The 23,040-nt window shown below is 42.1% G+C and carries 26 protein-coding genes and 1 pseudogene; 2 read left to right on the forward strand and 25 right to left on the reverse strand.

The window, feature by feature from the left end; all coding sequences use genetic code 11:
- The 10 genes and pseudogenes from ORD22_RS09940 to ORD22_RS09985 all read right to left on the reverse strand — a co-directional run.
- Window positions 1-105, reverse strand: a pseudogene (locus tag ORD22_RS09940) (ComE operon protein 2); the annotation flags it as partial.
- Between the two features lie 13 nt (window positions 106-118).
- Window positions 119-769 (reverse strand): helix-hairpin-helix domain-containing protein, encoded by a 651-nt coding sequence (locus ORD22_RS09945; RefSeq protein WP_317645808.1) that lies wholly within the window; start codon window positions 767-769, stop codon window positions 119-121.
- A gap of 68 nt (window positions 770-837) precedes the next feature.
- Window positions 838-1,578, reverse strand: coding sequence for a class I SAM-dependent DNA methyltransferase (locus ORD22_RS09950; RefSeq protein ID WP_317645809.1), 741 nt, complete (start codon window positions 1,576-1,578; stop codon window positions 838-840).
- Window positions 1,575-1,919, reverse strand: a complete 345-nt coding sequence (gene rsfS, locus ORD22_RS09955) for a ribosome silencing factor (protein ID WP_317645810.1) — start codon at window positions 1,917-1,919, stop codon at window positions 1,575-1,577. Before rsfS ends, ORD22_RS09950 begins: the two co-directional genes overlap by 4 nt.
- A gap of 3 nt (window positions 1,920-1,922) precedes the next feature.
- Window positions 1,923-2,495, reverse strand: coding sequence for a bis(5'-nucleosyl)-tetraphosphatase (symmetrical) YqeK (gene yqeK / locus ORD22_RS09960; RefSeq protein ID WP_317645811.1), 573 nt, complete (start codon window positions 2,493-2,495; stop codon window positions 1,923-1,925).
- A complete protein-coding gene (locus tag ORD22_RS09965; protein WP_317645812.1) occupies window positions 2,470-3,054 on the reverse strand; it encodes a nicotinate-nucleotide adenylyltransferase in 585 nt (194 codons plus the stop codon). The genes yqeK and ORD22_RS09965 overlap by 26 nt, the downstream gene beginning before the upstream one ends.
- Window positions 3,055-3,064: 10 nt before the next feature.
- On the reverse strand, window positions 3,065-3,355 hold the full coding sequence (yhbY, locus tag ORD22_RS09970; RefSeq protein ID WP_317645813.1) for a ribosome assembly RNA-binding protein YhbY: 291 nt from the start codon (window positions 3,353-3,355) through the stop codon (window positions 3,065-3,067).
- Window positions 3,356-3,357: 2 nt separating this feature from the next.
- Window positions 3,358-4,182: a shikimate dehydrogenase gene (gene aroE, locus ORD22_RS09975; RefSeq protein ID WP_317645814.1), complete on the reverse strand. Its 825-nt coding sequence runs from the start codon at window positions 4,180-4,182 to the stop codon at window positions 3,358-3,360.
- 23 nt (window positions 4,183-4,205) lie between these two features.
- Entirely contained in the window at window positions 4,206-5,306 is a 1,101-nt protein-coding gene (gene yqeH / locus ORD22_RS09980; protein ID WP_317645815.1) for a ribosome biogenesis GTPase YqeH, read from the reverse strand.
- A gap of 2 nt (window positions 5,307-5,308) precedes the next feature.
- Window positions 5,309-5,824, reverse strand: a complete 516-nt coding sequence (locus ORD22_RS09985; RefSeq protein ID WP_317645816.1) for a YqeG family HAD IIIA-type phosphatase — start codon at window positions 5,822-5,824, stop codon at window positions 5,309-5,311.
- Between the two features lie 156 nt (window positions 5,825-5,980).
- Between ORD22_RS09985 and sigK the strand changes: the two genes are divergently transcribed.
- Window positions 5,981-6,679 carry an RNA polymerase sporulation sigma factor SigK gene (gene sigK, locus ORD22_RS09990; RefSeq protein WP_317645817.1) on the forward strand — a complete coding sequence of 233 codons (699 nt, stop codon included), beginning with the start codon at window positions 5,981-5,983 and terminating at the stop codon, window positions 6,677-6,679.
- A 311-nt stretch (window positions 6,680-6,990) separates the two neighbouring features.
- On the opposite strand, the gene mtnN is transcribed toward sigK, so the two are convergent.
- The 15 genes from mtnN to cymR form a co-directional block, all read right to left on the reverse strand.
- Window positions 6,991-7,683, reverse strand: a complete 693-nt coding sequence (gene mtnN / locus ORD22_RS09995) for a 5'-methylthioadenosine/S-adenosylhomocysteine nucleosidase (RefSeq protein ID WP_317645818.1) — start codon at window positions 7,681-7,683, stop codon at window positions 6,991-6,993.
- 112 nt (window positions 7,684-7,795) lie between these two features.
- A complete protein-coding gene (locus tag ORD22_RS10000; protein ID WP_317645819.1) occupies window positions 7,796-8,578 on the reverse strand; it encodes a DUF1510 family protein in 783 nt (260 codons plus the stop codon).
- A gap of 106 nt (window positions 8,579-8,684) precedes the next feature.
- On the reverse strand, window positions 8,685-9,161 hold the full coding sequence (gene greA / locus ORD22_RS10005; protein WP_317645820.1) for a transcription elongation factor GreA: 477 nt from the start codon (window positions 9,159-9,161) through the stop codon (window positions 8,685-8,687).
- A 113-nt stretch (window positions 9,162-9,274) separates the two neighbouring features.
- Window positions 9,275-9,910: a uridine kinase gene (udk, locus tag ORD22_RS10010; RefSeq protein WP_317645821.1), complete on the reverse strand. Its 636-nt coding sequence runs from the start codon at window positions 9,908-9,910 to the stop codon at window positions 9,275-9,277.
- 19 nt (window positions 9,911-9,929) lie between these two features.
- Window positions 9,930-10,565 carry an O-methyltransferase gene (locus tag ORD22_RS10015; protein ID WP_317645822.1) on the reverse strand — a complete coding sequence of 212 codons (636 nt, stop codon included), beginning with the start codon at window positions 10,563-10,565 and terminating at the stop codon, window positions 9,930-9,932.
- Between the two features lie 27 nt (window positions 10,566-10,592).
- Entirely contained in the window at window positions 10,593-11,729 is a 1,137-nt protein-coding gene (gene mltG, locus ORD22_RS10020) for an endolytic transglycosylase MltG (RefSeq protein WP_317645823.1), read from the reverse strand.
- Window positions 11,730-11,810: 81 nt separating this feature from the next.
- Window positions 11,811-12,101 carry a DUF1292 domain-containing protein gene (locus ORD22_RS10025; protein WP_317645825.1) on the reverse strand — a complete coding sequence of 97 codons (291 nt, stop codon included), beginning with the start codon at window positions 12,099-12,101 and terminating at the stop codon, window positions 11,811-11,813.
- Between the two features lie 12 nt (window positions 12,102-12,113).
- Window positions 12,114-12,533 (reverse strand): Holliday junction resolvase RuvX, encoded by a 420-nt coding sequence (gene ruvX / locus ORD22_RS10030; RefSeq protein WP_317645826.1) that lies wholly within the window; start codon window positions 12,531-12,533, stop codon window positions 12,114-12,116.
- Window positions 12,530-12,802 carry an IreB family regulatory phosphoprotein gene (locus ORD22_RS10035; protein ID WP_317645827.1) on the reverse strand — a complete coding sequence of 91 codons (273 nt, stop codon included), beginning with the start codon at window positions 12,800-12,802 and terminating at the stop codon, window positions 12,530-12,532. The genes ruvX and ORD22_RS10035 overlap by 4 nt, the downstream gene beginning before the upstream one ends.
- Window positions 12,803-12,851: 49 nt before the next feature.
- Window positions 12,852-15,485, reverse strand: a complete 2,634-nt coding sequence (gene alaS, locus ORD22_RS10040; protein ID WP_317645828.1) for an alanine--tRNA ligase — start codon at window positions 15,483-15,485, stop codon at window positions 12,852-12,854.
- Between the two features lie 287 nt (window positions 15,486-15,772).
- On the reverse strand, window positions 15,773-18,193 hold the full coding sequence (gene recD2 / locus ORD22_RS10045) for an SF1B family DNA helicase RecD2 (RefSeq protein ID WP_317645829.1): 2,421 nt from the start codon (window positions 18,191-18,193) through the stop codon (window positions 15,773-15,775).
- 19 nt (window positions 18,194-18,212) lie between these two features.
- Window positions 18,213-18,881, reverse strand: a complete 669-nt coding sequence (locus ORD22_RS10050) for a tetratricopeptide repeat protein (protein WP_317645830.1) — start codon at window positions 18,879-18,881, stop codon at window positions 18,213-18,215.
- A 12-nt stretch (window positions 18,882-18,893) separates the two neighbouring features.
- Window positions 18,894-20,012: a tRNA 2-thiouridine(34) synthase MnmA gene (mnmA, locus tag ORD22_RS10055; protein ID WP_411567643.1), complete on the reverse strand. Its 1,119-nt coding sequence runs from the start codon at window positions 20,010-20,012 to the stop codon at window positions 18,894-18,896.
- Window positions 20,013-20,034: 22 nt separating this feature from the next.
- Window positions 20,035-21,183: a cysteine desulfurase family protein gene (locus ORD22_RS10060; RefSeq protein WP_317645831.1), complete on the reverse strand. Its 1,149-nt coding sequence runs from the start codon at window positions 21,181-21,183 to the stop codon at window positions 20,035-20,037.
- 13 nt (window positions 21,184-21,196) lie between these two features.
- Complete coding sequence (cymR, locus tag ORD22_RS10065) at window positions 21,197-21,616, reverse strand: cysteine metabolism transcriptional regulator CymR (protein ID WP_317645832.1); 420 nt, start codon at window positions 21,614-21,616, stop codon at window positions 21,197-21,199.
- Between the two features lie 127 nt (window positions 21,617-21,743).
- Here cymR and ORD22_RS10070 point away from each other — a divergent pair, with 127 nt between their 5' ends.
- Entirely contained in the window at window positions 21,744-23,039 is a 1,296-nt protein-coding gene (locus ORD22_RS10070; RefSeq protein ID WP_317645833.1) for a replication-associated recombination protein A, read from the forward strand.
- The last annotated feature ends 1 nt before the right edge of the window (window position 23,040 follow it).

Raw genomic sequence — 23,040 nt, forward strand, 5'->3', positions numbered from 1 at the left:
ATCGCGCACTAAAATAGAACCGACAGACAAACGCGTACACGTGCTACGCATCGCCAGTAGATGGCTTTGCGCCATGAAGAACTGATCCCAAGTAATTCGCTCCATACGGTCGCCTCCATCAATTAAGTGTTATAAATGATGCTAGTTTTTCAAATGTTTTGTCGCCAATTCCAGAGACACTTTTTAAATCGTCTAGTTGTGAAAAAGCCCCATGTTCTTCTCTATATTGTACAATGGCCATCGCTTTTGACGGACCAATACCTGGCAAGGTTTGAAAGTCGCTTTCACTGGCTGAATTTATATTGACCTTTGTCGTCGCGCTATCAGTAGATCCACTAGCAACTGGCTTCTCAAACGTCGGTGGCTCTTCACCCATAATCGGTACATAGATGACAGATTCATCTGTCAATCGCAGTGCGTGATTCAAAAGCCGCGTATCCGCTTGTTCTGTATAGCCACCTGCTTGATCAACCGCATCTAATAGTCGGTCACCTTCTCGCATCGAATAGAGTCCAGGGTGTTTTACAGCTCCTTTGACATCTACGAGAATAGCGACCGATACAGCTTCTGCGACGAGTTCCACAGGCGCTTCGACTTCTTGTATATCTTGTAGTGTTTCTATCGGTTCAAATAGGGATTGTCCATGTTTTTCGGATAGTGGATCCGATGGTTCTCGGGGAAAGAACAAAACGATGGAAAGTACAGCGATTGCTGCAATAGGAATGATGAATTTACGCCATTTTTCGGTAAAGAACGAACGGATAGTCAACAACCCTTTCTTTCAGCACCGTATGGAGTCTCCCTAATTATACCCGATTGTTTCATTCTTGAAAAGGACTATTTGCGCACTTGAAAGAATATCCTCTCACTTTCTTCTTCCGGTGGTTCGTCTTCCCAATCCGCGAAGATTCTCTCAATTTGAAAACCTGCTTCATTGAGCATTTCAATATAATCCGAAACAGCAAACGAACGTTGTATATGTACTTCGTCAAATCGTCTGTACGAGCCATTTTCCTGACGCACAAAAAATGCTAACTCCGAATAAATCGAATGATCCATTTCGCCAGGTACCGTCTGCCATACATACGTAATCCGACGATTATCAAAGACAAACGGACCTTCCAAGAAAATCTCATCCATTTTAAATAAGGAATGCACGTCAAAAAGCAGTACGCCACCCTTGGCAAGCGCTTTGTACACGCGACGGAAAGTTTCTCCCACTTCCGATTGTTTCATAACGTAATTCAGCGAATCAATTGAAATGACTGCCGCATCATACATTCCTTCCACTTCTAATCGCTGCATCGGTTGCTCTATGAAGTCAATTGCAAGTCCAAGTGACTTCGCCCGATCAGCCGCAACTTCAAGCATATCAGCAGATAAATCGACACCTGTGACATGGGCGCCTCGTTTTGCAAGCATTGCCGAAAGCAAGCCTGTGCCGCAACCAATATCCAAGACTTTTTTCCCTATAACGCCAGCAGACGCCAACTCGAGAAACTCGACATAGGCGTCATACGGGATATCATTCATTAATTCATCATAAATATGGGCGAACTCTTTGTAAGAAGAGCTCATTGTTCATTCGCCACGTCTAATAACGGTGCGTCTCCCCATAATTTCTCTAAGTTATAGAAACCACGCTCATCTCTGTGGAAGACGTGAACGACTACATCAAGAAGATCGATTAGAACCCAACGTCCTGCGTCAAAACCTTCCATGCGCTTCACTGTAAACCCTTCTTTTGCTGCTTGGTCTGCAACTTCACGAGCAATCGCTTGTACTTGACGTTCTGAGTTTGCGTGACAAATGATAAATTGATCAGCAATCAGTGAGATGCCCTCCATATTCAATACAACGATGTCTTCTGCTTTCTTACTATCAACTGCCTGATACGCTAATTCCAATAATGTTGGCATATTTCACTGTTCCTTTCTTCTACGTACGTGTTCGTTATAGCAATCAAATGAATTCGGAAAAATCACAGCATACTGATGTACCAAAAATTTAAATGTATGCTGGATACACTCCGTCATTTGATCTTCGAGTGATTCGCCCTCGATACGCTGGCGTAAATCTGCAACACCTGGGAATTTTCTACCTGGCTCGATTAGATCTGCAATATAGATTATTTTTTCTAAATCACTCATACCTGCACGGCCTGTCGTATGATAACGAATCGCTTGCAAAATATCTTCATCTTCTACGCCATATTTTTCTTTTGCTAGTAATGCCCCAACCGGTGCATGCCAGAGCTCCGAATGATATTGCGAATACAATTCATACTCGTCATCGCGCTGTAATAATTCGAGTAATTCTTTTTTATCCATAAACTTGGCATAATCGTGGAATAGACCTGCAATCTCGGCCTTTTCAACAGATACACCCACTTTTTCAGCTAATTCCTTTGCAGTTTCCGTCATACGAATAACATGCTCATATCGCTCTTTCGGTAAACGTTGCTCTAGATCATTTCGAACGTCTTGAAGATTCATATAATCTCTCCTCTCGAATGTATGCCTCGACAGCTGGTGGAAGCAACAGTTGGACTGTACCTCCATTCAAAAAGCGCTGTCGAATCAAAGTAGATGATAAATCAAGCTGTGGTGTTTCTACTAGTTGGATTGGTAGTTCAGAAGTATTCGTGGCACCCGGACGTCTAACACCGATAAACGTAATGATTTTCAGCAAGTCTTCAATCCGATACCATGATGGTAACAGATCAATCATATCACCGCCGATAATAAAGTAAAATTCGACTTCCGGCTCTTCTTTAACCAATTGAGACATCGTATCGAATGTATATGATACACCGCCACGTTCAATTTCAAAAGCTGAGGCACGCAATCCTTCAATGTCATCAACGGCCAATTTAACCATCGTTAGGCGTTGCTCTGCCGTCGCATCTCCAGATGTAGTCTTATGTGGTGGAATCGCAGTCGGCATGAGCCACACTTCATCTAACCCACATTCATGGCGCACTTCGTTAGCAATCAGTAAATGTCCGGTATGTGGCGGATTAAATGTCCCGCCTAATATGCCGATTCGTTTCATCTGATTCTCCTTATGGTAATTGGATACGCTTCTTTTCTGTTGATTCTCTGTAGACTACAATCACGTTACCGATTACTTGTACTACTTCAATTTGTTTATGTGCGCCAATTTTTTCAGCAATTTCTTTTTTATCTTCTTCACAGTTTTGAAGAACACTCACTTTCAATAATTCACGCGCTTCGAGTGCTTCATCAATTTGTGCTAAAATCGCGTCAGTCAACCCACTTTTTCCAATTTGAAAGATTGGGTCTAGATGATGCGCTTCACTGCGTAAAAAACTTTTTTGTTTACTTGTTAACATGTTTACCCTCCCACTTTCATTGTAATCATCTCAATCATCTTTTTTGTGTCTGGATAGATGCTTGTCCATTTTTCAAATGCCAATGCTCCTTGATGTACGAACATACCTACACCGTTCATCGTCAGAGCACCCGCTTGTCTTGCCACTTGTAAAAATTCCGTCTCCAACGGGTTATAAATAATATCCGCCACAACAGCGCCTTTTTTTATCCCCTTTGGATCAAGCGGCATGCCTGCTTGCGCGAAGTTCATACCGACTGAAGTCGTCTGGACAACTACATCGAACTCGCCCATTCTTTGTTCAGCTTCTTCAACAGATAACACGTGCGCATTTTGCATTTCAGAAGCAAGTTCCGCTGCTTTGGAAGTCGTACGATTCGTAAAATAAAGCGGACCGTAGCCTGCCGACTGCAATGCGAATGCAATTCCCCTTGCTGCTCCACCTGCACCAATCATCAACACCGGACCACGTACGTGATTGCCCGCGAACTCCTGCAATGACTTGACGAAGCCTGTACCATCCGTATTCGTTCCGATGAGTTTACCATCAGTCGTTTGATAGACTGTGTTCACCGCATTCATATGCATAGCCGCTTCATCTACTTCATCTAAATAAGGGATAATCGCTTGCTTATGCGGCACCGTCACATTCCAACCACTACAGCCGAGCATACGTAAACTTTCAATCGCTTGTTCGAGCTTTTCTGGTGTCACATGAATTGGTAAATAGCTCGCGTGCCATTCATTTTCAAGAAACCATTGGTCATGCATAACAGGCGACATCGATTGTGCGATTGGATCGCCTAACACAGCATACCACTTTTTCATCGCAATTCTCCTCCTGCAACCACTTAAATAAGTGAAGGTCTAATTTCAACATTGACACCTTTAGGAGCGTGTACCGCCACTTTTACATTGGCGTGCTGAATCGTGATCCAGCCAAGGCCTGAAATAACTACATCCGTCTTCGCTTGCTTGATAGAAAACTCATGACGAACAAGTGCTGGTAGCTTTTCAAGTGATGCCGGACTTGGTGGCGACAGCATATCCCCTAGATGTTTCTCATATAGATCATCCGCGTTTTCCAACTTCGTGCGATGAAGCATTAAGCTGTTCGCCACATAGAAGTTAAATGACGAGCGATCACCTTGGATGAAGTCAAAACGAGCGAGACCTGAGATAAATATCGTTTGCTCAGCATTCAGCTGATAAACTTTCGGCTTAAGCTCTTTTTTTGGTGTGATCAACTTCAAATCTTGTGCATCCAGATCATGTGCAATTTGGTGATCGTTGATGATTCCCGGTGTATCTATTAACGATTTCCCATCATCTAACGGAATCTCCACTACATCTAACGTAGTACCAGGGAAATAAGAAGTCGTAATAATATTTTCCATGCCCGTCGCGTTTTTGATAATGCGGTTGATGAATGTAGACTTCCCTACGTTCGTACAGCCAACCACATAGACGTCTTTCCCTTTGCGGTACGTCTCAATGGCATCGAGTGCTTCTGTCATGCCTGTGCCTTTTACTGCGGAGACGAGAAGCACGTCGATTGGCTTCAATCCGAGTTTCGCAGCTTCCGTCTTCATCCAGTTCCTGACACGTTGCGGATTAATCGCTTTCGGAAGAATATCAGATTTATTACCAATTAATAAAATATCTTTTTTTCCAACAAAGCGATGTAGCCCGTTGATCCAGCTACCGTTAAAGTCAAAAATATCGACGACTTTGACGATCAAACCATCCTTCTCACCAATTCCATTTAGAATCGCTAAAAAATCGTCTCCTGATAAGGACACTGGCTGTAGTTCATTATAGTTACGTAACTTAAAGCAACGCTGACAAATAACATCCTCTTTTTCCAAAGACGCAGGAGGCGCATAGCCTTCTGCTGTTTTATCTGTCGTTTGGATTGCAATACCGCATCCAATACATTTGATTAATTCCAAATTTAGTCCTCCCACGTAATTAACCCTTTTCTTTTAAATCTCGCCATAATTCTGCGTTCAATCGCACGGTTGAATTTCGTAATCGGTGCATCGGAACTTGCTACAGGAACGACTAATATTACCTGTAAACCGACTCGATTAGCTCCTAAGACGTCTGTCAATAACTGATCACCAATCATCACGATTTCTTCTTTAGGCAAACCCAATGTAGCTATTGCCTGATGAAATGCTCTTTTTAATGGTTTTCTAGCTTCGCAAATATATGGAATACCTAATGGATCACAAAAGTGACGCACGCGTTCTATATTATTATTAGAAACAACCGTAATTTGCAAGTCCGCAGCGCGCAGCGTTTCAAACCAAGCCATGATATCTTCTGTGGCATCGGCCCGATCCCATTCAACGAGTGTATTATCCAAATCGGTAATGATTCCTTTGATGCCATTTTCCACAAGTGTTTCTGGCTTAATATCAAAAACTGATTTTACATAGGCACTCGGCAAAAATTGTTTTAACACATTATCCTCTCCGCCCTACAACAAATTCTTGTCTGATTATAACATAGTTGAGGTTTATGCACGCACTACTATGACTAATTTCATCGCTTTTCTTCCAAAGTGCTAGATGCCTATCTTTTTGCATAGGGTAATGTACTAACAAACGGAGGTGGTTACATGGGCGGGTTTTTCATGGCCCTCATGCAATTATGGTTAGAGATCCCCGCGTTAATCGGCTATATCAGGGGGCAAGCGTTCCTTCGCCCACTGTCTAAAGCGGAAGAAGCGGAATGCTTGAGACGCTTAGCAGAAGGTGATGAAAGTGCACGTGACGAGCTGATTGAGCATAATATGCGTCTAGTCGCACACATCGTCAAGAAGTTCCAGCCAAAGCACGAGCTGTTGGATGACTATATTTCAATTGGCGCCATCGGCCTGATGAAGGCCATCAACAGCTTTACACCTGATCGCAAAACGAAGCTTGCGACGTATGCTGCACGTTGTATCGAAAATGAAATTCTGATGTATTTACGCACACAAAAAAAGGTGCAAAAAGATGTCTCCCTCTATGAACCGATCGGCCTCGACAAAGACGGCCAATCGTTAGAAATCGCAGACCTACTCCAAACAGATGATATACCTCCCCAAACAACCGTAGAACAGAACGAACAAAAAGAGCGCCTCTATAAGCATTTGAGCAAGCTCGATTCTCGTGAACTCGAAATCATCCAAAGACGTTACGGGTTACTCGATGATCAGCCGATGACGCAAAAAGAGATTGCTGAGCAATTAAACATTTCAAGAAGTTATGTATCACGCATTGAAAAACGAGCAATTGTAAAATTGTATCAGTCTTTTAAGCATGAGTATCAGTAAATCTACTAGCTATCAGTAAAAGCCAAGTACGCCTTTATTGCTAGTCTCTTAACTACTTTTGAGGCTAAACATGACGTCTACCACTTACAAATGAAAAAAGCGTTTCCGATTAAGTAGCCCGGGCCCAAACCCATCGCTCATCGGAAACGCTTTGTTTTGATTGTTAGTCCGCTTTGACCTCACGTAAAATTACTGCTGACAATATAGTCGCTACTAGAAAAACTCCACCCATTAGGAATCCCATTGGTTGCCCCTCCTTTCATTGAAACGTTCAGTTACATCGTCTACTTATTGATTTTACCATAGAACAATTAAAGTTTCGAGATGACGCGCAAAACAATCTGTGACGAGTGTTTAGCAGCGAGTGGTAAAAACTCGTCAAAGCTAACTGTAGATTCTTTACCAGCGATGTCTGATAATGCACGAATAACGACGCATTTTGTGTTGAACTGGTAACACACTTGTGCAACTGCCGCAGCTTCCATTTCTACTGCGATGACGCGTGGGAACTTCTCTTTCACTTCCATAACCTTTTGCGGATCTGCCATAAAAGTATCTGCTGAAGCAATGCTTCCTACCGCATGTTCATATGTATCCAATTCCACAACTGCTTCTCTAGCTAAGCTGATTAAATGTGGATCTGATGGGAAACTAGCAGGTAGCTGTGGTACTTGACCTAATTCGTAACCAAATGCCGTAACGTCGACGTCGTGATGGAGAACATAATCCGAAATAACGACTGTTCCTACTTCTAAATCGGGATGTGTACCGCCAGCAGAACCTGTGTTTAATACTACGTCCGGTTTGTAGTTTTGTAATAAAATCGTTGTAGCCATGGCAGCATTCACTTTACCGATGCCACTTTTAGTAACGATGACTTGATGCTTACCTACTTTCCCTTCGATAAATTCACAATTACCAATTGTCGTAATCTTTCCCAGGCCGATTTCTCTGCGTAGTATTTCAACTTCTTCTTCCATTGCACCTACTATAGCGATTTTCATTTGTTCCCTCTCCTTCGATGATCGTTGTTCGAGACTAATGATGTATAGGTCAAGTGTGAGGGGATTACTTTGTCTATTTTACTCACACTTATCTATTATCGTTTACTGCCAATTATTTCATTACATCCATTTTAACTGGTTTCCAACCTTGACCGTCAACCCACTCAAGGTATACTTTGTATTTCTTAGAGTAATCGCGAGTTGTGACGATACCTTCTGATTTTTGTGGACTTCCACCGTTTTGTATACGCAAATAAATTAAATCTTGTTCAGCTTTCCCAGTAGCATATGAGATAGCCTTTTTCTTTTCATTCCAGTCCGCTGATGTACCATCGTATTTCGAAGTATGCTGTCCTGTTTGCTTCGTACCTATTGGCTTCCAGTTTGGGTCCACTATTGATTTTTTCACTTGTTCTTTCTTTTCTGGTTTTGGTTCTGGCTTTGGTTCTGGTTTCGGTTCTGGCTTTGGTTCTGGTTTTGGTTCTGGCTTTGGTTCTGGCTTTGGTTCTGGCTTTGGTTCTGGCTTTGGTTCTGGCTTAACCACTGGTTGCGGTTTTTCTTCTATCACTGGCTCTTCTTCAGGCGTTACTGGCTCCACTACTGGTTCTTCTTTAGTTTGTGCATCACTTTTTTCTTCAGCTGATGCAAGATCTTCCGTGCCTTCATCTTCTTCAACGAAGATTGGTTCAATCGGTGCTTGTTCTGCTTGTTGCGATTCTGTTTGCTGATTTATTTTCGCTTCTTCTTTATCATCACCTAGAACGAATGTAATGCCGACAATAAGAATTAGTAGAATGACAACGCCAATCAACATATTTAATGTTTTATTGACAGTTGTGGCTTTGTTTCCCTTTTTACGTGAAGTCCTGGAAAGGTTAGGATCTCGATCTGCCATACTGACATCTCCTTTAATATAAATCTAGTACGCTTGTCCAATTGAAAGTTTTTATAAAGCAAAATAAAGCAATACCGTCTTCTACTTAGAGAAGACGGTACGTTTGTCATTTTATCTCGAGCACTTCAACTGACATTTCACCACCGGGAGTTTGGATCTTAACTTTATCGCCTGTTTTACGTCCCATTAACCCTTTAGCGATTGGTGAATCATTTGAAATCAAACCTTCTATCGGGTTTGCTTCAGCGGAACCGACAATCGTATACGTCTCTTCGTCACCATTCGGTAATTCCTTAAACGTTACAGTCTTACCCAACTGCACTTCATCAGTATTAAGTTCGTCTTCCGTAATGATCACCGCATTGCGGATCATAGATTCCAATGAAGAAATTTTACCTTCAACGAATGCTTGATCTTCTTTTGCTGAATCATACTCGGAGTTTTCCGAAAGGTCGCCATAGCTACGTGCGATTTTAATACGCTCTACTACTTCTTTACGTTTAACCGTTTTCAAATGCTCTAATTCTTCTTCTAGCTTTTGCTTCCCAGCTACTGTCATTGGGAATTTCTTTTCTGAAACCATTTACCAACACTCCTCAAATTTCTGTTCATAAAAAATACTATGCCTCACAAACAACAACTATGTGACATAGACGGACTTTTGCTGAATTTAGTTAAAATTATGTCATCATCATATTACACTTCGTCAGCAGACGCAAGAATTGTTTTTATTTTCGTAACCATCAAGTCGATGGCAACGGCATTCTCTCCGCCTTCAGGAATAATTATATCAGCATATTTTTTGGTCGGTTCGATAAATTGATTATGCATCGGGCGTACAACTGATAAATATTGCTCGATGACTGAATCTACCGTACGTCCTCGATCATTGATATCACGTAGGATTCTTCGAATGATTCGAATATCTGAATCCGTATCAACGAATAATTTAATATCCATTAAACCACGTAAACGTTCATCTTCTAGGACCAAAATTCCTTCCAAAATAATGACGTCCTGCGACTCAACGACTTCTGTTTCCTCAGACCGTGTATGCATTGTATAATCATATGTCGGCTTTTGAATCGACTGCCTGTTAAGTAGCTGATGAATGTGTTCAATCAACAAATCCGTATCGAAAGCTAATGGATGATCATAGTTTGTCTGCAATCTTTCCTCAAATGACTTGTCGGACTGATCTTTGTAGTAATCATCTTGTTCGATGACGACAACGGAGTGGCCTTGGAATACTTCATGAATCTTTTTCGTGACACTAGTCTTACCGGAGCCCGAGCCACCTGTAATACCGATCACAACTGGTTTATTCTTCACAGCTATTCCCCTTTGTTGCCTACTTTTTAACCGCAATCAAAATTCCATCACCAATTGGTACGAGTGATGTTTCATACTGCTCATGTTCCATTGCCCAGCTTGTGAATTTCTTCAAATTACGGATCATTGTTCGATTACGTTTTGGAAGTTCATTATCAGACAACAGCACCATACCATGCATAAACATATTATCACAATAAATTACACCTGTTTGCCTAACTAGCGGGCTGTATTTCTCAAAGAATTTCAAGTACTGTCCTTTTGCCGCATCGATGAATAATGCATCGAATGATTGCTCAAGTAACGTCGTTTCGTCAAATTCCAACGCATCCGCATGAATAATATGGATACGATCATTCAATCCACTTCGTTCAATATACTGCACAGCTTGCTCGTAGCGGTCTGTATCACGTTCAATCGTATAAATGATGGCTTGCGGAAAGGCTAGCGCTAAACGAATGCCTGAATAGCCTATGGCGCTACCGATTTCCAGGATACGTTGAGGCTGCTGTATTTGTAGCAAGCCTATTAACGTATGCAAGCCCGTATCATCCATAATCGGCACGCGGTGTTCTGCTGCATATAGCTCCATTTCCAAGATGAGCGGCTCTTTCGGTTTCGAAAAGCCGCTAATATAGGCGTTGTAGTCGGTCATCTAGACTTCTCCTTTAAGGAATTCGTATTATTTATGCTGGCTGTCAATATACTTTGCTTTGTTTTTCAAATGCTCGTCATACGTCTTCGCAAAGTGATTGATTCCGTCTTTATCTGCTAAGAAAAACAAATAACTTGTCGTCGATGGTTCAACGACCGCTTGTATAGATGCAGATCCTGTATTTGCGATAGGGCCTGGTGGCAGACCTTTATTTTGATACGTATTATAGGCATTTTCCACTTTCAAATCTTCATTCAAAACACGATTTTTATGTTTACCAAGCGCATACAAAACGGTTGGATCGGTCTGTAAAGGCATACCTTGTTCAATTCGGTTATTGAAGACACTCGCAATTGTCTCACGATCTGCTTTACTCGTTGCTTCTTTTTCAAGTAAGGAAGCAAACGTCAACAACCAGTGAGCAGACTTTTCTTTTTTAGTCCAATACCCCTGGTAAGGTATCATGTTTTGCACAGTTGCATCAACCATAGTATCCACGACTTGTTTTACTGTCGGCTCTTCTTCATAAAAAGGATACGTAGCCGGGAATAGATAGCCTTCAAGTGCATAACGGATATTTTCAGCTAAAATCTCATCCGTGATTACTTCAGGGTATTTTGCCATATAGCCTTGAATAGTCTCTTCATTTGTTACATAATCCATAAATTCTTTTTCTGTAATCGTTGTTTTATCACTTGTTCTTTTCGCGATTTGATCTAGTGTCAAGCCCTCGGGAATAGTTAGTGTAAACGAAGGTGTTCTATATACTACACCTGTTTTTAAACTCTTAATCAATTCATCTGGCGTCATAGATTGCGATAAGCCATAGGTTCCCGCTTGGAAATCTGCTTCATTATTTACTTTTGCATAATACTTGAAAATTCGAGCATCTTTAATAAGGCCTTTTTTTTCAAGGGTTTCAGAAATACTATCTAAACCCGAGCCAATAGGAATTTCCACTTCGATAGTTTTCTTTGAATCGGGATCCATTGGTTCAAGCGCACCTTTTATGTATGTATAAATAGAGAAGCCACCTATTAATCCTATAACAAGTACTATAGAGACGATCCAAAGTACGATTTTACGAACAGTTCTCACTTCTTTCTTTTGTTCCAACATGCGTTCAAACATGACTTCCTTTTTTCTTTTGGGTTCCTTTTCCATAACCCTCACCTCTTTTTCTACGGCTACTAAAGTAAGTGAAAAAGACGGAACGGTGCGCACCATTCCGTCCGTCACATTCTTTTACTCGTCTTCTTCTTCAAGGAACGTATTTAGTACTTCTTCGATAATGTCCCATTCTTCGTCCGATTCAATTTCCAGTAATGAACCGCCATCTTGACCTTCTTCTGTCGGGATAAAAGCTGCCGCGTGGATTTCAACATCCTCATCATCGTCCACTTGTTCGCCGTCTAAAACATGATATAGTACATACGATCTTTCATATTCCTTTGAATCAAACGTTAAAATTACTTCACATACATGCTCTTCGCCATTCTCGTCTACAATTGTCATCGTTTCTTGTCCGTGTTCCATTCTAAATCACCTCTAGTTTTTTTTTGAATCCAAATACCCTTGCAAAATCATGCTAGCTGCCATTTTATCGATAACGGATTTACGCTTTTTACGACTAACATCCGCTTCGATCAAGACACGTTCAGCAGCCATCGTCGTCAAACGCTCGTCCCACAAAATCACAGGAGAATCAAACTGTTTACGCAACTTGTCAGCGTATTGTTCGGAAGCTTGTCCTCTTGGACCAATTGTATTGTTCATGTTTTTAGGATAACCGACGACGAATTCTTGCACCTCATACTCTTTTGTTAACTCTGCGATTCGCTCCAAACCAAAAAGACCTGCTGCTTCGTCAATTTTGATCGTTTCGATACCTTGAGCAGTCCAACCGAAACTATCGCTAATTGCGACGCCGACTGTTTTCGTACCGACGTCCAATCCCATAATTCTCATTCTGTTTTGCCTCTATTCTCACGGATGTAGAACTTCACTAATTCTTCTAGAATTTCGTCACGTTCTAATTTGCGTATTTGATTGCGAGCATCTTCATGACGTGGAATATAAGCCGGATCTCCGGATAATAAATAGCCAACGATCTGGTTGATCGGGTTATAGCCTTTTTCTTCTAATGATTTATATACGTGGAGCATGACCGATTTGACTTCTTCTTCCATCGACTCTTCAGGAAAGTTGAATTTCATCGTTTCGTCGGATGAATTCATACTCGACACCCCGCTTTCCGATTTCCGTTATATGTTTGACCGATTTCAGTTAAACAGATTTGACATAATCATACACGGATTGTAGCGCATCATCAAGTTTAGATGCGTCTTTCGCACCCGCCATCGCCATGTCTGGACGGCCGCCGCCTTTTCCTTCACAAAGTGAAGCAACGTGGCTGACAATCTTGCCTGCGTGGTAGTTGCTGTCTTTCAAATCACTCGTTACACCAGCAGCCAGCATGACTTTACCGTCTGTAACTGCACCTAATACAATAACGCCTTTAGCTGTTTTTTGCTTCAGTTCATCGATTAGTTGACGTAAACCATTATTGTCTTTTACTTCGACATTTGCCGAGATCACTGTGACGTCTGCTATTTGTTGTGCGGAAGCCATAACGTCTGCCAATTGGCTATTCCCCATTTTTGCTTGCAGTGATTCATTTTCACGCTGAAGTTCTTTATAGTCCGACAAAATAGATTCAACTTTTGTGATCACTGTTTTCGGTGTTGCTTTCGCTGTAGCTGCAACTTGCTCTATAACCAATTGATCTTCTTTGAATGAGCGGAATGCTTGTCCACCAGTGAAAGCTTCAATACGGCGCGTTCCAGCTCCGATACCAGACTCAGAAACTATTTTAAAGATATTGATGTCTGCTGTATTGTTGACGTGACAGCCACCACAAAGTTCGATCGAATAGTCGCCAACCTTCACTACACGAACGATATCTCCATACTTTTCACCGAATAATGCCATTGCGCCCATTTCTTTCGCTTCTGCAATTGGTGCTAGTGTTGTAGTAACTGGTGTACTTGCCCAAATTTGTTCATTCACTTGATATTCGATGCGCTCTAATTCCTCTTTTGTCACTTGTCCAAAGTGTGAGAAGTCAAAACGTAAGCGATCAGGCCCTACGTACGAACCTGCTTGGTTTACATGTTCTCCTAATACATCCTTTAGTGCACGATGCAATAAATGAGTAGCTGTATGGTTTTTGACCGTTAAGTTACGTGAATACTCGTCCACTTTAGCTTTAACAGCAGCATTTTCATTTATTTCACCAGAACTGATAAATACGGTATGCAAATTTTGGCCGTTTGGAGCTTTTTTAACATCTTGAACTTCCGCAATGAATGCTTCATTTGTCAATGTTCCTTTATCTGCAATTTGACCGCCACTTTCTGCGTAGAAAGGTGTTTGGTCAAGAATAACTTGTACTGTTTGACCTTCCGCAGCATGAGAGATTCGCTGACCGTCTTGTAATAACACGCTTACTGTTGCGTCTGTCTCTAACTGCTGATAGCCAATGAATTCACTAGGTTCATGAATTTCGCCTAACACGCCAGACTGGATATGCATAGAGTCGGTAGTGGCTCTCGCTGCGCGTGCACGGTTACGCTGTGTAGCCATTTCTTCATCGAATCCGATACGATCTACCGCTACGTTCTCTTCAAGTGCAAATTCCTCTGTTAATTCAAATGGGAATCCGTACGTATCATATAGTTTAAATGCATCACTGCCTGACACAATTGGCACCTCTGATGCTTTTGCTTTTTGAAGAATAGTAGAAAGAATCGCCATGCCGTCATGCAATGTTTCGTGGAAACGATCTTCTTCGTTTTTCACTACTTTCATAATGAATGCTTGCTTTTCATGTACTTCTGGATAGAAATCTTTCATAATATCTCCAACAATCGGTACGAGCATGTACATGAATGGCTTGTCGATGCCTAATTGTTTCGCAAAACGAACCGCTCTTCTTAGTAGACGGCGCAGTACATAACCGCGGCCTTCATTGGACGGTAGAGCACCGTCACCGATTGCGAACGCTACTGTACGGATATGATCGACGATAACTTTGAATGCGGTATCTGCTTCTGTTGTTTCCCCATATTTTCTACCCGAAACATTTTCCACAGCTTCGATGATTGGTATGAATAGATCCGTATCGAAATTTGTTGGTACGTCTTGGATGACAGATGCCATACGTTCTAGACCCATTCCTGTATCGATGTTTTTCTTAGGAAGTGGCGTGTACGTGTGGTCAGGATTATGGTTGAACTCAGAGAATACTAAGTTCCAAATTTCCAAGTACCGGTCATTTTCTCCACCCGGATATAATTCTGGATCTGAGAAATCATCACCATAGCTCGGGCCTCGATCATAGAAGATTTCAGAGTTCGGACCACTTGGACCTTCACCGATATCCCAGAAGTTTCCTTCGAGACGGATTATCCGCTCTGCTGGAATACCGATACGGCCTCTCCAAATTGCATATGCTTCCTCATCTTCAGGATGAATCGTTACCGATAATAATTCCGGATCAAAACCTATCCATTTATCATTTGTTAAAAAGTCCCATGCGCGAACGATCGCTTCTTCTTTGAAGTAATCGCCAATGGAAAAGTTTCCAAGCATTTCAAAAAACGTATGGTGACGCGCTGTGTAGCCGACGTTTTCGATGTCGTTTGTACGAATCGATTTTTGTGCATTCGCAATCCGTGGATTGTCAGGAATCACTCGTCCGTCAAAGTATTTCTTTAGTGTTGCGACACCACTGTTAATCCATAGTAAAGACGCGTCATCAACAGGCACTAAAGCTGCTGATGGTTCTACACTATGTCCATGCTCTTTAAAATAGTCTAAAAATAGTTGGCGAATTTCAGATGCCGTTAGTTTTTTCATCGTCTGTTCCTCCTAAAATTAAAAAAACTCCACCCCTTGTATGAAGGGGCGAAGGTTCATTGATCGCGGTACCACCCTAATTACCACAAAAATCGCGGTATCTCGAGTTGCCTTAACGCGGCAAAAACGGCAGGGATTAGCTGCACTTAGGATTAGCGTTCCTCTTGTTTCACACGTGAGCTTTTTCAGCCTAGAAGCCCATTTCTTTACACTGAATACAGGAGTACTTTTTCCTTCAACGTTTTCATTATTTCTTAAACGAATTATAGGAAAGTTCTAGTGCTTTGTCAATTAGTCTCACCTATAAAGTCGAATGGTGTCAAATTCGCCATGCCGACCATCGGATCGATTGTGGCGAAATTGTCCATCGTTAACTTCGCTGGGCCTGTTTCTACAGTCGGTTCTATTGTTTGAGTTTGCTTAGGCTGCACAGTTGTTTTCGGCTCAACTAGCGCTTCAACCTGCTCCATCGAACCGGCAATCCGCTCTTTTAAAGTTGTCTGACGTTCTGTTTCATCTGTACGCTCGATGCCTGCTTTAAATTCTTCAGCTTCCCCACATAGGATTAAGAAGTTTTTCGCTCGCGTGATCCCTGTGTATAGAAGATTACGACGAAGCATTTTCCGCTGGCTTCTAACGATTGGCATAACAACAATAGGAAATTCACTACCTTGCGACTTATGGATTGAACAGCAATACGCCAACGTAATTTGATTTAAATCACCGCGTTCGTATTGCACTTCATTGCCGTCATACGACACGACAAGCAATGCTTTTTTATCAACTGTTTCTTTCGCTAAGATAATCGCGATAACTTCGCCCATATCTCCGTTAAAGACGTTGCTTTCCGGTTGATTGACTAGTTGCAACACTTTGTCACCGATACGATAGGTAACTTCGCCGAACGTCATTTCTTTTCTGCCTGGTGCCGGAGGATTCGTGATTTCTTGAATCATTTTATTTAATCCGTCAATGCCAGCAGGTCCCCTATACATCGGTGCTAGCACTTGGATGTCTTTAATAGAATGGCCTTTCGACGTAGCATTTTCAATAATTTGTTTAACTGCCGGTAAAATTTGATCTCCAGATGCCCGGATAAATGAGCGATCGGAGGTTTTTTTTGTGACATCCATCGACCACGTCTTTTGTTTTATCATATGTGCCATTTCAATAATCGTAGAGCCTTCACTTTGACGGAAAATATCGGTCAGTTCTACGACCGGGATTTTCCCCGACTGCATGAAGTCATGCAACACTTGGCCTGGTCCGACAGAAGGAAGCTGATCTTGGTCGCCAACAAATAAAACTTGCGCATCATCACGCACTGCTTTTAACAGCTGATGCATGAGCCACGTATCAACCATCGACGTTTCATCGATAATAATTAAATTACCTTCTACCTCGCGCTCTGTTTCTTCCTCTTCCTGACCCGTAAATCCGAGCAAACGATGGATTGTCATAGCAGGCAAGCCTGTAGCTTCTGACATTCGCTTCGCTGCACGCCCAGTCGGTGCTGCTAAAATAATCGGAAACGGTTCTTTCTTACGTGCGTATTCTTCAAGATCTAGCGATACACCATGAAGCTCTGCATACACTTCAACTAGTCCTCGAATAACCGTTGTCTTCCCTGTACCCGGACCACCTGTTAGCACAAGCATCGAAGAATGAAGTGCACGCTCAATTGCTTCCACTTGTGTTTCTGCATACTCTACTTCCAAACGTTCCTCAATTTCGCCAATAGCTTTTCGAATCTCAGATGCGGGAAATTGCGAAGCGACTTCATGTTCTAAAATCTTATTCACTTTCGTTGCAATACCGATTTCTGAATAGTAAAGAGAAGGAATGTATATGCGTTGCATCTCAGCAGACAGCGCTCCTTCTTCTACCAATTCAATTACCGCTTGTGAAATTGAATCATATGAAACACTATGCGGCTGGCTCGATTCTAGCAATTGCTTCGCTTGTGGCAGAATAGCCTCCGCTTCCAAATACACATGACCTGAAGACTGCACTTCATTATGTACGCTGTAATAAACAGCTGCTTTAATACGCGCGGGATGATCGCCTACGAGGCCTAATTGTTTCGCTAAATCATCCGCTCTCTGAAAACCAATTCCCTCGATTTCCTGAATTAATCGATACGGATTATCCGTTAAGATCGTAATCGAATCGTCTTGATACGCTTGATAAATACGCATCGCAATTTGCGGACCAAATCCCCATTCATTGAGCTGAACCATTGTCCGTTCAAGCCCTAAATTTTCTTGCAATACGGAAACTAACGTGTCTTTTCGTTCTTCTGACAGGCGAGGGATTGTATCAAGTACGGATCGGTCCTCTAGTATTTTCTGAATTACATTATTACCGAGTGTTTTGACAATATCACTAGCTGTCTTCTGTCCGATCCCCGGAAATAAGTCCCCTGATAAGTAATGGATGAGTCCTGCTTCAGTTGCCGGTAACTCTTTAGCAAACGTCTGCACATCGAATTGTTGTCCATGAACGGGATGATTCACTAAGCGACCAGTAAATTTATACTCTTCTTCCGCCTGCAATGGTGGAAAGGACCCTTTGATGACAATCTCTCGTTCTTTATAATCTGTATTTGTGGACGTGACTTTTAATTTAACGATAGAAAATAAATTCGTCGCATTATGAAAAATCGTCACGACCGCTCGACCGATTAGATATTGTTCTGATTCGTTCATCTAGGAATCCTCCTTTCCATTATTCGCCTTGCTCGGTGCCGATTGTTATCATGTCATATAAATAACGCGCTTGCGTATGTTCGGGTTCAATCGTGTACGCTTGTTTTAAATGAGATAATGCGCGTACTTGATCTTCCGTAGACACCGCAAATAATACCCCTAAATTATAGTGAGCATCTGCATGTTCAGGTTGCGCCTGTAAAATTGCTTCAAAGACCGGTTGTGCTTGTTCAAACAATTCCATTTTCGCCAATAAAATACCGTAAGATAATGCAATTTCGTGATCATTTTCACTTAACTCTACTGCACGCTGCAAATATGGTAGTGCTAGGCGATCATTACCTGCTTGTTCGATACTTTTACCGAGCATGAAGTAGACGTCTGCAGATTCTAATCCAGTCTGCATCGCTTTTTCATAGAGTTTTGCAGCTTCTTCAAATCGTTCCTGATTGTAATAAAGATTTGCTAGTCCGTAAAACGCTGTACCCGCATTTTTGTCTAGTGTCAGTGCCTTTTGGAAAAATGGTTCTGCTTGTTCAGCATCTCCAAGTGATGCGAAAATATTACCGATATTTATAAAGCCTGTTGCATCATCTGGATTTTCTTCGACCGCTTTCATAAATAACTCGATCGCTTTTTCATAATTACCTTGTTGCATTTCTGAAATGGCGTCTTTGTGAATCGACATGTTGTTGCCCCCTCATCCTACATATGTCAGTTTATTGCCGTCTTTAAATACTTCGTCAATCGTTCCGCCACCTAAACATTCTTCACCGTCATACAAGACGACCGCTTGTCCTGGCGTAACTGCGCGAACAGGCTCATCGAATGTCACGATCGCTTTGTCGCAAATCAATTGCACCGTCACTTTTGTATCCGGCTGGCGATAACGGAATTTCGCTGTGCACGAAAACGACTCTGGTAATTTTTTCGTTGTACATATATTCATCCCTGTCGCATGTAAGCTCGTGGAAAACAGTGCGTCATGATAAAAACCTTGCTCTACTAGCAAGACGTTACGTTTTAAATCTTTACCTACCGCAAACCACGGCTCACCCGCTCCACCGATTCCAAGTCCGTGACGTTGTCCAATTGTATGATACATGAGCCCGTCATGCTTACCCATCACTTTACCGTCCATCGTCTGCATTTCACCGGGACGTGCAGGTAAATATTCACCGAGGAATTCTTTAAAGTTCCGTTCCCCGATGAAGCAAATCCCTGTGGAGTCTTTTTTCTTAGCCGTTGCAAGTCCAGCCGCTTCAGCGAGTTGTCTAACACTACTTTTTTCTAAGTGCCCTAGAGGGAACATCACTTGCTGTAATTGTTCCTGTGTTAATTGATTTAAGAAATAGGTTTGGTCTTTATTAGTATCGACGCCACGAAGCATAGCTACACCGTCTTCACGTTCAACGACCTGCGCATAATGACCAGTCGCTAAATAGTCGGCACCTAAACTTTTTGCGTGTTCAAGGAACGCTTTGAACTTAATTTCTTTATTGCACATAACGTCGGGATTAGGCGTGCGTCCTGCTTTGTATTCCTCTAAGAAATACGTGAATACTTTATCCCAATACTGCTTTTCAAAGTTTACAGAGTAATACGGAATACCAATTTGATCGCAGACACTTCGAACATCCTCAAAATCCTCCGTCGCTGTACAATGACCAGATTCATCTGTGTCATCCCAATTTTTCATGAAAATCCCGATAACTTCATAGCCTTGTTGTTTTAATAGTAATGCCGCAACCGAAGAGTCGACTCCGCCAGACATTCCAATGACTACACGTGTATCCGCGGGTGCTTTTTTCGTTGTCATGTTTACTTCATCCTTTACTGATTCATTTCACTAGTCGTTTAATTACCGTGGCGATTCGTTTTGCCGCTTCTTCTACCATTGACAAATCAAGTCCATAACCAAAACTTATGCGAATGGAATTTCTCGCATTATCTGATTCGGTTCCAAACATCGCAGTCACAACATGTGAAGGTTCAAAAGAGCCTGCTGTACAAGCAGACCCACTAGAAACCGCTACGCCTTCGATATCTAAGCCCATCAATAGTGTTTCTACATCTGCTCCAGGAAAGGACACATGGAAAATATGCGGCAATACCGGAATGTCTGCTGGGACTGTCGGTTTAAAGGCAATTTGATGTTGTTGGAAAATTTCTTGCATTCGCTCTTGATACGTTTGATAAAGACTTGTGTTTTCTTCTTTCGTTTGCTCTGCAATTTCCACTGCCTCTGCAAACGCGATCGTAGCGGGAACATTTTCTGTACCTGCACGACGCTTTTTCTCTTGTGCGCCGCCAATGATTTGTGAGGGAAGCTTAGTACCGCTACGTTCATATAAAAAGCCGATGCCGTTTGGTCCGTTCAATTTATGGGCGGAGACAGACAGCAAATCCACTTGTAGCTCGTCTACATTAATTATTGCCGTACCATACGCTTGCACGGCATCGGTATGGAAAATCGCTTGGTGGGATTGCAGTAATTTTCCTATTTCGACGATCGGCTGGATTGTCCCCACTTCATTATTGCCATACATCACCGATACGAGAATCGTTTCGTCTGTCAATGCGTTTGCTACTTGTTCAGCTGAAATAGCACCTGTTTGGTTTGGTTTCAAATAGGTTACTTCATAGCCTTGTGACTCAAGTTGTTTACACGGATTTAATACCGCGTGATGTTCAATTTCTGTCGTGATAATATGTCGGCCCTGCTCATGCATAGCGTTTGCGGTACCGAAAATAGCCAAATTATCCGCTTCTGTTCCTCCAGAAGTGAGGATGATTTCATTGGGTGAAGCACCGATTGAACGCGCGAGTGAAGTGCGCGCTTGTTCAAGTAATTTCTTCGCTTCCCTGCCTGCTTGATGTGTGCTTGACGGATTACCGTACGTGTCATGCAAAGCTTCCGCAAAACGTTTTAGAACAACAGGGTGCATAGGTGTCGTAGCAGCATAGTCTAAATAGATTGCTTGTCTCATTATGCAAACTCCTTTAAATATAGAACATGTATTCATCTGGAGCAGATGAATCATCAAAGTCAATTAAATCTTCAATCGTAGTGTGATCTAGAACGCCACGAATGGCATCACCGATTCGCTTCCATAATTCGCGTTGTGGAATATCTTCGTCATCGAGTCCTTCTACGATCTGGATCGGACCTTCTAGTAATCGGATAATATCTCCAGCTGTAATTTCTGAAGGATTTTTTGCTAATTTATAGCCGCCATATGCTCCACGGACACTTTTTACTAATCCGCTATTTCGAAGCGGTGGTATTAATTGTTCCAAATAGGCTTCGGATAAATTTTGTTCTTCTGCGATTTTACGCAAAGGTACTGGACCTTCTCCGTATTTTCGTCCTAATTCTACAATCACTGTTAGTCCATATCGACCTTTAGTGGAAATTTTCATTTTGGCATCGTCCTTTACTGAAATTGCTGAAATTAGTATAGCATAATTTTTGATCGTATTCTTCGAAATGACTTCAATCATATTTTACGTTATACTAAAGGAACAAATGTACGGAGGAATGATGTAGATGCATAACGAACCTTTGGCCTTCCGCATGCGGCCTGAAACGATCGATGAAGTGATTGGACAAGAACACGTCATCGGCAAAAATACTCCTTTATATCGAATGATTACGAATGGGCATGTCCCGTCTCTTTTATTATATGGTGAACCTGGAATCGGTAAAACGTCTCTCGCGTACGCCATTGCAGGTACTTCAAAACTACCATTCATCGCGCTTAATGCGACGGTTGCCGGCAAGAAAGATGTTGAAGATGTCGTTAAAGAAGCACGGATGACTGGTAAAGTATTATTATTTTTGGACGAAATTCATCGGTTCAATAAATTACAGCAAGATACGCTATTGCCACATGTAGAAAGCGGCTCCATTGTACTTATTGGGGCCACGACAGAAAATCCTTTCCATGATGTCAATCCAGCGATTCGTTCGCGCTGCGGTGAAATCGTACAGTTGAAACGATTGCAACCGAAAGATTTACTTGATTTGCTCGAGCGAACTTTGAAGGATTCGAAAAAAGGATTAGGTCAGGAAGACATTGCAATCACGACTCAACAACTAGAAAAAATTGCAGAAGGTGTCAATGGAGATGCCCGCAAAGCGCTGACGTTTCTTGAATCATTGCTCGCTGCGAGTGATGAAGAAGATGGCAAGATTATCGTAGAAGATGCTCTCCTTTCACAACTATTATCGAGAGTGTCTTTACTAGGGGATAAAAAAGGCTCCCATCATTATAATTTATTATCCGCTCTTCAAAAAAGTGTACGCGGCAGTGATGTGGATGCGGCATTGTACTATTTGGCGCAGTTACTTGAAATCGGTGATTTGACCGCCGTTACGAGAAGATTACTCGTCATGAGTTATGAAGATATTGGACTTGCGGCACCAGACGTTGGTAGTCATGTTGTGGCGGCGACGGAGGCAGCACTGCGCTTAGGAATGCCAGAAGCGCGTATTCCACTGTCTGTAATAGTGGTGGAGATGTGCTTAGCTTCGAAATCGAACTCGGCTTATAAAGCGATTGATGCAGCAACGAAAGCTCTCCATGATCATCCTACAGGAGAAATTCCGATGCATTTACGCGATACACATTATGGCGGTGCCGCGGCACTTGGGCATGGCGGCTATGTGTATCCTCACAACACCCCTGTTGGCTCATTTGGCGGTTGGACAGATCAGCAATATTTACCTGATAGTCTAGTAGACACCAAATTCTACTCACCTGTTGAAGCAGGTGATGAAACGAGAATGGCGGCAATATATAAACGTTTACTATCGTTTAAAAACAAAAAAAATCCACGTTAGC

Origin of the sequence: Sporosarcina sp. GW1-11 (assembly GCF_033088395.1) — a bacterium.
In the GTDB taxonomy this organism is placed as follows: domain Bacteria; phylum Bacillota; class Bacilli; order Bacillales_A; family Planococcaceae; genus Sporosarcina.